General features: G+C 72.6%; 11 protein-coding genes. 3 read left to right on the top strand and 8 right to left on the bottom strand.

Features of this window, described 5'->3' with window-relative positions; genetic code table 11:
* Positions 1-32: 32 nt before the first annotated feature.
* From DQ244_RS10810 to DQ244_RS10790, 5 genes are all read right to left on the bottom strand, one after another.
* Positions 33-338 carry a hypothetical protein gene (locus tag DQ244_RS10810; RefSeq protein WP_147251504.1) on the bottom strand — a complete coding sequence of 102 codons (306 nt, stop codon included), beginning with the start codon at positions 336-338 and terminating at the stop codon, positions 33-35.
* Positions 339-528: 190 nt separating this feature from the next.
* Entirely contained in the window at positions 529-1,422 is an 894-nt protein-coding gene (locus DQ244_RS10805) for a DNA-3-methyladenine glycosylase (protein WP_233491317.1), read from the bottom strand.
* A 76-nt stretch (positions 1,423-1,498) separates the two neighbouring features.
* Positions 1,499-2,269 (bottom strand): 3-hydroxyacyl-CoA dehydrogenase, encoded by a 771-nt coding sequence (locus DQ244_RS10800; protein WP_113811458.1) that lies wholly within the window; start codon positions 2,267-2,269, stop codon positions 1,499-1,501.
* A 22-nt stretch (positions 2,270-2,291) separates the two neighbouring features.
* Positions 2,292-3,389: a mannose-1-phosphate guanylyltransferase gene (locus DQ244_RS10795; RefSeq protein ID WP_113811457.1), complete on the bottom strand. Its 1,098-nt coding sequence runs from the start codon at positions 3,387-3,389 to the stop codon at positions 2,292-2,294.
* A 1-nt stretch (position 3,390) separates the two neighbouring features.
* Positions 3,391-4,332, bottom strand: coding sequence for a glycosyltransferase family 2 protein (locus DQ244_RS10790; RefSeq protein WP_113811456.1), 942 nt, complete (start codon positions 4,330-4,332; stop codon positions 3,391-3,393).
* Between the two features lie 144 nt (positions 4,333-4,476).
* Between DQ244_RS10790 and glf the strand changes: the two genes are divergently transcribed.
* Genes glf through DQ244_RS10775 form a run of 3 tightly spaced genes read left to right on the top strand, consistent with a single transcriptional unit; the run spans position 4,477 to position 8,235 of the window.
* The gene (gene glf / locus DQ244_RS10785; RefSeq protein WP_233491316.1) at positions 4,477-5,664 is read left to right on the top strand and encodes a UDP-galactopyranose mutase; all 1,188 of its coding nucleotides are present in this window, start codon (positions 4,477-4,479) and stop codon (positions 5,662-5,664) included.
* Between the two features lie 46 nt (positions 5,665-5,710).
* The gene (locus tag DQ244_RS10780) at positions 5,711-7,333 is read left to right on the top strand and encodes a glycosyltransferase (RefSeq protein WP_113811454.1); all 1,623 of its coding nucleotides are present in this window, start codon (positions 5,711-5,713) and stop codon (positions 7,331-7,333) included.
* Positions 7,330-8,235, top strand: a complete 906-nt coding sequence (locus DQ244_RS10775; RefSeq protein WP_199580342.1) for a glycosyltransferase family 2 protein — start codon at positions 7,330-7,332, stop codon at positions 8,233-8,235. The genes DQ244_RS10780 and DQ244_RS10775 overlap by 4 nt, the downstream gene beginning before the upstream one ends.
* A 76-nt stretch (positions 8,236-8,311) precedes the next feature.
* Here DQ244_RS10775 and DQ244_RS10770 read toward each other — a convergent pair whose 3' ends face one another.
* From DQ244_RS10770 to DQ244_RS10760, 3 genes are read right to left on the bottom strand one after another with little or no spacing between them, the layout of a single operon-like run.
* Positions 8,312-9,187, bottom strand: a complete 876-nt coding sequence (locus DQ244_RS10770; RefSeq protein ID WP_113811452.1) for a class I SAM-dependent methyltransferase — start codon at positions 9,185-9,187, stop codon at positions 8,312-8,314.
* 16 nt (positions 9,188-9,203) lie between these two features.
* Positions 9,204-10,121, bottom strand: coding sequence for a glycosyltransferase (locus tag DQ244_RS10765; protein ID WP_233491315.1), 918 nt, complete (start codon positions 10,119-10,121; stop codon positions 9,204-9,206).
* Entirely contained in the window at positions 10,118-10,888 is a 771-nt protein-coding gene (locus DQ244_RS10760; RefSeq protein WP_113811450.1) for an ABC transporter ATP-binding protein, read from the bottom strand. Before DQ244_RS10760 ends, DQ244_RS10765 begins: the two co-directional genes overlap by 4 nt.
* Between the last annotated feature and the right edge of the window lie 19 nt (positions 10,889-10,907).

Raw genomic sequence — 10,907 nt, 5'->3', positions numbered from 1 at the left:
TCGCTACGCGTCATGCTCCCGTCGGGACGGGCCTACGTCGACGAGGTCTCGGTCCGCTCGCCGATGATCTCGACGGTCCGTCCGGACATGCGTGCGATGGCGCGCGCACTCACCGCGTCCGGGGCTGACGTGGCGCCGGAGTCGAGCTCTTTCACCGGAGTCGGCGACGGGGCAGGAGCTGCGATCGCCGGCAGATCCGAGGCCATGACCGCACCCGCCGCCACCACCGCGACCACAGCACTGGCGGCCGGCCGGGCAGTCCTACGCCACCAGAGCGCGACACGGCGATTCGTGCTGGCGCCCGCATGCCTCTGACCAGTCACGACGCCCTCTTTCACGCACTGCAACGATATGAGCGCGCGGAGTCAATCAGCCGGTGAAAGGTTCCCAGCAGAATGGGACGTCTTGTGATCTCTCCGTTACGTGGAGTCTCACATCGACCCCTCCTGAACGCAGGCAGCGGTCTCGCTCGCGACCTCGGTCGCTAGCGCTCAGGCAGGGCTACCTGCTCGGCCTGATGGACGAGCGCTAGACCCGGCGGTAGTTCGTCGGGGCGAAGCGCGGTCCGCGCCGCGGCCGTCGCGGCCCACCGGCGAGGATCAGCCGGACGACCCGCTGCCGGTGGCCCCGCCACGGCTCGAGGAGCGCCATCATCTCCTCGTCGTCGGCGTTCCGCTGCCCGGTCAGCGCGAACCCCACGGTGTTCTTCAGGTGGTAGTCCCCGACGCTGACCGTGTCCGGGCAGCCCAGCGCCCGCTGCACCACCTCGGCCGCCGTCCACACGCCGATGCCGGGCACCGTCCGCAGCCGGCGCTGCAGCTCGGCCGACTCCTCGCAGCCGGTCTCGGGCTCCATCCGGTGCGCGACGCCGGCGACCGCCCGCAGCGCCCGGCGGCGGGCGCCGTCCAGGCCGCAGCGGTGCCACTCCCAGTCGGTGACCTCCAGCAGCCGGCGGGCCGACGGGACCACCCGCATGCCCTCGGGCGCCGGGCCGGGCGCCGGTTCGCCGGCCAGCCGGCAGAGCTCGCGGAAGACCCGGTAGGCCTCCGCCGTCGTGACCTTCTGCTCCAGGACGGCGGGCAGCAGCGCGTCCCACGTCCGGCCGGTGCGGCCCAGCCGCAGGTGCGGGTGGGTCCGGTGCAGCTCCGTCACGAGCGGGTGCGCGTCGCCGGGCCGGAACTCCTCGGGGCGGTCGTGCGCACCCAGCCAGCCGGGCACCGCCGAGCCGGCCCGCTCGGCCCCCGGCCCCCACGCCTCGATCCGCACCTCGCCGGCGACCCGGGAGATCCGCACCGTCGCCGGTCCGTCGGGGGTGCTGGTCGTCCGCCAGAGGCCGCCCTCGGCGACCTGCATCGTGGGGTCGGACGCTCCGCGCCGGTGCGGGCTCAGCGCCCGGACCAGGTCCAGGGGCCACTCGGGCACCCAGGCGGTCGCGAAGTCGGCGACGGCCTGGGTGCCCGTGGTGGTGCTCGTGCTCAGGGGGTGCTCCGGGAAGAGATCAGCGAGGGGCCATCCGCAGCGCGCCGTCCATCCGGATCACCTCGCCGTTGAGGTAGCCGTTCTCCACGATCGAGAGGGCCAGGTGGGCGAAGTCCGAGGGACGGCCGAGCCGCTTGGGGAAGGGTATGCCCGCCGAGAGCGCGGACCGCGCCTCCTCGGGCAGGCTGCCGAGCAGCGGCGTGTCGACCAGGCCCGGGGCGATGGTGCACACGCGCACGCCGACGCTCGACAGGTCCCGGGCCGCGGGCAGCGTCATGCCGACCACGCCGCCCTTGGACGCCGAGTACGCGAGCTGGCCGATCTGCCCGTCGTAGGCCGCGATCGAGGCGGTGTTGACGACGACGCCCCGCTCCCCCTCCTCGCCCGGCTCGGTCTGCGCCATCGCGGCCGAGGCGAACCGCAGCACGTTGAACGTGCCGACCAGGTTCACGGCGAGCACCTTGCTGAACGCGCCGAGGTCGTGCGGCTCGCCGTTCCTGCCGACGGTGCGCTGCGCGACGCCGATGCCGGCGCAGCTGATCGCGATCCGCAGCGGGCGGTCCTTGCCGGTGGCCTCGGCGACCGCGGCCTGCACCGAGGCCTCGTCGGTGACGTCGGTGCGGACGAAGGTGGTGTGCCCGCCCAGCTCGGCGGCGAGGGCCTGCCCGCGCTCCTCGTTCAGGTCCAGGATGGTCACGGCGGCGCCCCGTGCGGCCAGGGCCCGGGTCGTGGCCTCACCGAGCCCGGAGGCCCCTCCGCTGACAACGGCTGCGACGTCGAAGCTCTTCATGGCTCGCAGCCAATCATGCTGCCTACGAGAACTGTGAGCCGTGCCGCTCCTGCACCTCGGCGAGCAGCTGCTTGACCCGCTCGGCGTCGGCGACCGGGCAGACCATCGTGACGTCGGCGGTGTGCACGACCACGCTGTCGCGGACGCCGACCAGCGCCACGAGGTGGTCGGGGTCGTCGCTGAAGACGATGTTCCCCGAGCCGTCCAGCACCACGGCGAGGCCGCGGACGGCGTTGCCCGCGCCGTCGTCGTCCAGGGTGTGCGCCAGCGCCGGCCAGGAGCCGACGTCGAGCCAGGCGACGTCGAGATCGGCCACCAGGACGCGCCCGGGCTCGGCGGCCGCCGGCTCCAGGACGGCGTAGTCGACGCTGATCCTCGGCAGCGTCGGGAACACCTCGGCGAGGACGGCCTCCCGCTGCGGGCCGGCCGGGGCGGCCACGATCCGGGCCAGCCCCTCGGCGGACTCGGGCAGGTGGTCGGCGAGCGCCTCGAGCACCGTGGCGGCCCGCCAGACGAACATGCCCGAGTTCCACAGGTACTCACCCGAGGCCAGGTAGCGCTCGGCCGTCGGGCGGTCGGGCTTCTCGCGGAACGACGCCGCCTCCGCCACGCCCTCGGTGCCGGCCGGCGCCCCCCGCTGCACGTAGCCGAACCCGGTGGCGGGCGCGGTGGGCGTGATGCCGAGCGTGACCAGCGCGCGCGGGCGCTCGGCGAGGGCGTCGAAGGCGGTGCCGAGCACCTGGGCGAACCGCTCCAGCGGGCGGATGACGTGGTCGGCGCTGACCACCGCCAGCTCGGCGTCCGGGTCGACGTCGGCCACGAGCGCCGCCGCCAGGCCGACGGCGTTGGCGGTGTCGCGCGGCTCGGGCTCCAGGATCAGCCGCCCCTCGGCGAGCTCGGGCAGCGCGGCCCGCACCTGGTCGGCGTAGCGGGCCGCGGTGCAGACCCACACGCACCCGTCCGGCACGACCGCCCGCACCCGGCGGTAGGCCTCGACCAGCAGGCTGTGCGCCCCGTCGCCGTCGGAGACGACGTCGATCAGCTGCTTGGGCCGGCCGACCCGGGACAGCGGCCACAGCCGCGTGCCCGAGCCGCCGGCCATGATCACCGCGTGCCGCACCTCAGGCCTCCCGGTGGGGGCCGCTGGGCTCCGGCACGGCGGCCAGCTCCCTGGCCTTCCGCTGGAAGCGGGCGCCGGCGGCCACCCGCCCGCTGACGTAGGAGACCAGCATCCGGCCGCCCAGACCGGCGCGGAACGCTCCGCGCAGCGGCGCGTTGCGGCGGCCGGGGTACTGGCCGGAGAGGTACCGGAGCGCGCTGGTGTGGTGCACGCGCTGCATCCGGTGCGGCTCGCGCCGGGTGGCGTGCCCGCCCTCGTGCTCGACGACGGCGGTGGGCACGTAGACGTGCAGCCAGCCGCGCCGCCCCAGCCGCTCGGCGAGGTCGACGTCCTCGAAGTACATGAAGTAACCGGGGTCGAAGCCGCCCACCGACCAGTAGGCGTCCAGGTCGACCAGGAGGCACGAGCCGCTCAGCCAGCCGGCCGGCCGCTCCCGCGGGGCCTCGCGCTCCCGCCGGTAGCGGGCGGTCCACGGGTTGCCCGGCCAGGCCCAGCCGACCAGGGCGTGCCCGGCGCCGGTGGACAACCGGGGCAGGTCGCGCGCCGACGGGTAGAGCTCCCCGTCCGGCGTCATGATCGCCGGGCCGAGGGTCGCCGCCCGGGGCCACCGGTCGGCCGCCGCGAGCAGCTCGTCGACCGAGCCCGGGGCGAAGCGCAGGTCGGGGTTGGCGATCAGGGCCCGCCCGGTGCGCAGGTCGGCCAGCCCGGCGTTGGCCGCGGCGCCGTACCCGATGTTCCCGCCGGTCCGCAGCACCCGGACGTGCGGGTGCCGTGCCGCGGCCCGCTCCGGGACGCCGTCGGTGGAGCCGTTGTCGGCCAGGACGACCTCGACCGGCCGGGTCGTGGCGTGCGCCAGCGACTCGAGGAAGCCCTCGAGCGCCGCACCGGGCGAGTAGGTGACGGCGACGACGCGCAGCGGGGAGGGGTCGGTGGGAGTGGCCACCCCCGAACCCTAGGCAGTACGACCCCCCGCGGTGGAGCAGCCCGGCGGTGACCGGTGGGGTGCGCGTGACGAACGGGTCCCGACGGGTCCGCCGGAACCCGCCGTGGTCGTGCCGACCGGACCTGACAGGTACCGTCGATGCCCGTGACTGACACAGGACCTGATCTCGTCGTCGTCGGCTCCGGATTCTTCGGGTTGACCGTCGCCGAGCGAGTGGCCAGCCAGCTCGGCAAGCGGGTCCTGGTGATCGACCGCCGCGACCACATCGGCGGCAACGCCTACTCCGCACCCGAGCCCGAGACGGGCATCGAGGTGCACGTCTACGGCGCGCACCTGTTCCACACGTCGAACGAGCGGGTCTGGCAGTACGTCAACCAGTTCACCGAGTTCACGAACTACCAGCACCGCGTCTTCAGCATCTACCAGGGCCAGACCTACTCCCTGCCGATGAACCTGGCCACGATCGGCCAGTACTTCGGCAAGAGCTTCTCCCCCAGCGAGGCGCGCGCGCTCGTGGCCGAGCAGGCCGGCGAGATCGACACCGCCGAGGCCGCCAACCTCGAGGAGAAAGCGATCTCGCTCATCGGCCGCCCGCTCTACGAGGCGTTCATCCGCGGCTACACGAAGAAGCAGTGGCAGACCGATCCCACCGAGCTGCCGGCGGCGATCATCGCCCGGCTCCCGGTCCGCTACACCTTCGACAACCGCTACTTCAACGACACCTACGAGGGTCTGCCGAAGGACGGGTACACCGCCTGGCTGCAGCGCATGGCCGACCACCCGAACATCGAGGTGCGGCTGAACACCGACTACTTCGACGTCCGCGACGAGCTGCCGCAGGGCGTGCCGACGGTCTTCACCGGCCCGATCGACAAGTACTTCGGCTACGAGGCCGGCGAGCTCGGCTGGCGGACGCTGGACTTCGAGACCGAGGTCCTCCCGATCGGGGACTTCCAGGGCATCGCGGTCATGAACTACGCCGACGAGGACGTGCCCTACACCCGGATCCACGAGTTCCGGCACTTCCACCCCGAGCGGGACTACCCCGAGGACAAGACGGTCGTCGTCCGCGAGTACTCGCGCTTCGCCGAGTCCGGTGACGAGCCGTACTACCCGATCAACACCCCGGAGGACCGGGCCAAGCTGGAGCGCTACCGGGAGCTCGCCAAGCGCGAGGCCGACGAGAAGCGCGTGCTGTTCGGGGGCCGGCTGGGCACCTACAAGTACCTCGACATGCACATGGCCATCGGCTCGGCCCTGAGCATGTTCGACAACCGCATCCGCCCCTTCTTCGACGGTGGCTCGTCGCTCGACGGCAGCCTCGACGACTGATGCGGACGACGACCACCCCCGGCCGGCATCCCAGGGAGAGCAACCGGTGACCGACCCCCACGACCAGACCGGCGCACACCGGGTCTTCGAGATCCTCCACGAACCCGACTGGTTCACCGGGCTCACCGTGCGCGAGGCGCGACTGCTCGACGGGGCGCTGGCGTTCCACTGCCTGGTCCGGCCGGGCGAGCGGATCCGCGCCACGGTCCTCCGGACCGACGGACCGCACCTCCCGAAGCTGACCGACCACGCCACGGCCAACATCGAGTGGCCCGACGACCGCGCGGTGGTCGGCACCATCGAGGCGCACGCCACCGGTCATCCCGTCTCGACCACCGGCGTCGTCGACGTGGTGCTCGACCTCGGCGGCCCGCCGCAGTCGCTCATGCGCATGGAGCAGCCGCCCGGCCGGCTGCACGCCGCCCGGAACGCCGCCCGCCGCCGGTCCCCGGTCGCCTTCGACGTCCTCCGCCAGCTGCGCACCGACCGGTTGGAGAACCGCCGGCTGTCCCGGCCGATCCCGCGGGTGGGCCGGCTGCACGAGACGACCTTCGGTTCCTCGCGCGGCTCCACCAAGGCCGTCCTGTTCGGCCTGCACTGGCTCGAGCTCGGCGGCGCCGAGAAGTGGGCCGCGGCGACCATCGACATGGCGCGCGAGGCGGGGCTGCTGCCGATCGTCATCAGCGACCGGCCCTCCGGTCACCCGGACATCGAGCACGCCACGTTCGACGACGCGCTGGTCATCCCGCTGACCCACCCGATGAGCGGGCAGCAGGAGTCGCGCCTGCTGAGCCAGCTCTTCGAGCGGTTCGACATCCGGGGCGTGCACATCCACCACTGCACCTGGCTCTACCAGCGCCTGCCGTGGATCCGGGCGCAGTACCCGGGCACGGACCTGATCGACTCGCTGCACGTGCTCGAGTGGCGCACCGGCGGCTTCGTCGACATCGCCCTGCGGCTGTCGAACGTCATGGACGCCCACCACGTCATCTCCCCCCAGCTGCGCGACTACCTCGTCGACCGCCAGGGGCTCCCCCGGGAGAAGGTGCAGCTGGCCACGCTGGCCGGGCTGACCTCCGACCGCACGGCCGCGGACGCGCGCCCCGCGCCGACCCGCAAGGTCGGCGACCCGCTCACGGTCGCCTTCGTCGGCCGGTTCACGCAGCAGAAGCGCCCCTACCTGTTCCTCCGGCTGGCCGCGCACCTGCGCAAGACGCACGGCGACCGGGTCCGCTTCGTCATGCACGGCGACGGCGAGCTGGCGTCCGAGGTGCGGTCGCACCGTTCCCGGCTCGGGCTCGACCCCGTGGTGGAGCTGCGCGGCCCCGACCAGCCGGTGCCGCGGACCCTCGACGAGGCCGACCTGCTCGTCATCAGCTCGGACAACGAGGGCGTCACGCTGACCTCCTTCGAGGCCGACGCGCACGGCACCCTGGTGCTCAGCAGCGACGTCGGCTCCCAGGCCTCGGTGGTCGTCCCCGACCTGCTGCTGCCGCGCGCACCGCTGGCGTTCCTGCAGAAGGGCGAGGCGCTCGTCGCCGCCCTGCTCGACGACCCGGAGCGGACCGCCGAGCTGCTGGACCGGCAGCACGAGCGGGTCTCCGCGTTCGCCGCTCTCCCCGATGCCCGGGACTGGACCCGGGCGCTCTACGAAAGGTGGGCTTCGTGACCACGACCAAGGTGGCCGCCGTCATCGTCACCTACAACCGGGCCGACAAGCTCGGCAAGGTGATCGAGCAGGTGCTCGGTCAGGACCGGCCGGCCGACCAGGTGATCGTGGTGGACAACGCCTCGACCGACTCGACGTCCGCCGTCCTGGACGCCTACCAGGACCGCGAGACCGTCCACATCGAGCGCCTGACCGAGAACACCGGCGGCGCCGGTGGCTTCGCGCACGGCATGTCGGTCGCCTACGAGCGCGGCGCGGACTTCGTCTGGATCATGGACGACGACTGCTACGCCGACACCGGTGCGCTGCGCCACCTGCTGGACGGCCTGTCCGCCGCCGAGAAGAGCATGGGCATGCGACTGCCCTACGCCTGCTCGGTCGTGAAGTGGACCGACGGCGACGTCTGCGAGATGAACAACCCCGAGCCCACCTGGGACTGGGGCAAGCTGCTGGCCCGCGGCGAGCAGTCGGTGCTGGTCAACTCCTGCTCGTTCGTCTCGGTCATGTTCCCGCGCTGGGCGCTGACCCAGTTCGGCCTGCCGCTGTCGGAGTACTTCATCTGGTTCGACGACCAGGAGTACACCCGCCGGATCACCGCCGCCGGCCCCGGCATCCAGGTGCTGACCAGCACGGTGACCCACGACCTCGCGGTCAACCGGGGCGTCAACTTCGGGGACGTCAACGACTCCAACATGTGGAAGTTCGAGTACGGCGTCCGGAACGAGGCCTCCTACCGCTGGCACCACGAGGACCCGTTCGCCGCGCTGCGCTTCGCCCAGCGCCTCTACAGCGGCCTGGCCGGCGGCCGCGTGCCGTGGCGGCTGCGCCGTCGGCTGGCGAAGAAGTTCCTGGAGGGCGTGCGGTTCGACCCGAAGCCGGCCTTCCCGCGCACCGTCCTCTGACCTCTGCTGCCGGAACGGCGAGAGCCGCCGGAGCCCGTGGGCTCCGGCGGCTCTCGCCGTTCCGGTGCGAACGGGGTCAGGAGTCCCAGGGGGTGGTCAGGATGGTGGCCACCAGCTGCTCGTGGTCGAGGCTGTAGGCCTCCCAGCGGTAGGTGACGCCGGTCCGTGCGACGAACTCCGTCCACGCCTTGTGCTCGTGGTCCTGCCACCCGGGGTAGTTGAAGTACTCGTCGAACACCACGACCGACCCCGGGCGCAGCCAGTGGCCGAGCGCGTCGAGCACGGTGACCGTCGAGGAGTACAGGTCCGCGTCGAGGTGCAGGAAGGCGATCGGGCCCTCGTTCGCCGCCACGAAGCCGGGCAGGGTGTCCTCGAAGAGACCCACGACCAGCTCGGCGCCGGGCACCTCCGGGAGCGACTCCTGCGCGAAGGCCCCGGCGGGGAAATCGCTCCGCCACGTCTCCGGCAGCCCGCTGAACACGTCGAACCCGACGACCTTCCGGCCGGCGCACCGCTCGGCGATGATCCGCAGGCTCGTGCCCTCCCCGACCCCGAACTCCAGGGCCAGCCCGGGCATGTCGCCCACGAGGTCCAGTCCGTGCCGCAGCGTGTCGTGCGGGTCCGGGTAGCGCGGCAGCCCGGGCATCTCCCGGAGGACGAAGCGCGTGGTCTCCTGCAGTGCCAGGGCGTCCCCGGCGAAGCCGATGTCCCGGCGGTGCCGGTGCTCGTAGCCCGCGACCGCGGCCTGCAGCCGCAGGACCTCGGCCCTGAGGTCCTCCAGCTGCCGGCTCAGCTCTGCGCTGTGCAGCTCCGCCTGTCTCCGTCGCTCCTCGGTGGCCTCGAGGACCGACCGGACGAGGGCTCTCGTCTCCTCCGGCCTCGTCTCGCCGACGGCCTCCCGCACGGCGTTGACCAGCTTTCCGCGCAACGCCACCTTCGCGCGCTCGATCACGGGCAACCTCCGAGGATCATCCGCGGTCACCGGGCAGGCGGAACCGCTCGCGACGTCCCGCGCGGGTCAGCGCCAGCCAGTCGCGGAGGCCGCGCACGTCCCGCCTGCTGAGGAAGAAGAAGCCGAACCGCACGAGCTCGAGCGGGAACAGCCAGCGCATGCCGGGCTGGGCCATCAGGTAGCCGCGGTTGCGGTAGGTGAAGAAGCGCTTGGTCACGTCACCCGGGTACTGGGCCGACAACCGGCCCCCGAGGATCGGCACGAACTCGTCCCCGCCCTGCGGGTGCAGGTACACCGCGCGCATCGTGGTCCCGAACGGGAGCCCCGAACGCTGCAGCCTGCGGTGGATCTCCGTCTCGTCACCGCGCAGGAAGAGCCGGAGGTCCGGGACGCCGACGGCGCGCAGGGTCGTGGCCCGGAACAACGCGCCGTTGAACAACGAGGCGTACGACGGCAGGAACTCCTCCGGCCCGAAGTCGTCCACGGTGCCCGACCAGCGGAGGCCGCGGCGGAGCGGGAAGGCCAGGCGGCGGGGGTCGGACTCGTCGACGACCGCCGGCGAGACCTCGGCCAGCTGCCGCGCGCCGGCCTCCTCCAGCAGGACCGCCAGCACGTCGGGCCCGCCGGGACGGCCGTCGTCGTCGGCGCACCAGATCCACTCGGCACCCAGCGAGAGCGCGGTCAGGAAGCCGAGGGCGAACCCGCCGGCGCCGCCGAGGTTGGTCCTCGACGGCAGGTACACCGTGTCCAGCGGGCTGGCCTCGACCACCGCCCGGGTCTCGGCGTCGGCCCCGTTGTCCACCACGACCACGCCGGCCACCGGCCGGCTCTGGCCGGCGATCGCCTCGAGGCTCTTCTGCAGCAGCTGCGCGCGCTTGTGGGTGACGATGACGGCGACGACGGCGCCGGCGCCCGCGGGAGCCGCGTCGGTCACGCTGCGCCGTGCCCCTCGTCGACCCATGCGTCCGGACCCTTGTAGGCCCGCAGGATGTCCTTGAGCGACCCCTGCTGCTTGATCCGCCCGTGCTCCATCCAGATCGCGCTGGTGCACAGCTGCTTGAGGAACTCGTCGGAGTGCGACGCGAAGACCAGCAGGCCCGCCCGGTCGACGAGGTCGCTCAGCCGGTCGCGGGCCTTGTCGAGGAAGGCGGCGTCCACCGCGCCGATGCCCTCGTCGAGCAGCAGGATCTCGGGGTCGATGCTGGTGACGACGCCGAGGGCCAGACGCACCCGCATGCCGGTCGAGTAGGTCCGCAACGGCATGGCGAGGAAGTCGCCGAGCTCGGTGAAGTCGGCGATGTCGTCGACCCGGGACTCCATCTGCTTGCGGGTCATGCCGAGGAACAGGCCCCGGATGATGATGTTCTCGTAGCCGGAGATCTCCGGGTCCATCCCGACACCCAGGTCGAACACCGGGGCGACCTTGCCGACGACCTCGGCCGAGCCGCGGGTCGGCTCGTAGATGCCCGCGAGCAGCCGCAGCAGGGTGGACTTGCCGGCACCGTTGTGCCCCACCAGGCCGACGCGGGCGCCGTGCTCGAGGTCCACGCTGATGTCGCTCAGCGCCTGGATGATCGGCACCTTGGTGTCGCTGGCGATGTTGCCGCCGACGAGACCGAGCATGGTCTTCTTCAGGGACCTGCTCTTGGCGTCGAAGATGGGGAAGTCCACAGACGCGTCGCGCGTCGTGATGCTGACCACGAACCGTGCCTTTCTGTCG

The organism is Blastococcus sp. TBT05-19, assembly GCF_003319095.1.
Lineage (GTDB): Bacteria > Actinomycetota > Actinomycetes > Mycobacteriales > Geodermatophilaceae > Blastococcus.
Note: the sequence above shows the minus strand (reverse complement) of the source record. Positions and strands in the feature narration are given on the sequence as shown.

Excerpts from the sequence above, each read along its gene's own strand:
- DQ244_RS10800 (WP_113811458.1), bottom strand. The coding sequence starts at position 2,269 with ATGAAGAGCTTCGACGTCGCAGCCGTTGTCAGCGGAGGGGCCTCCGGG.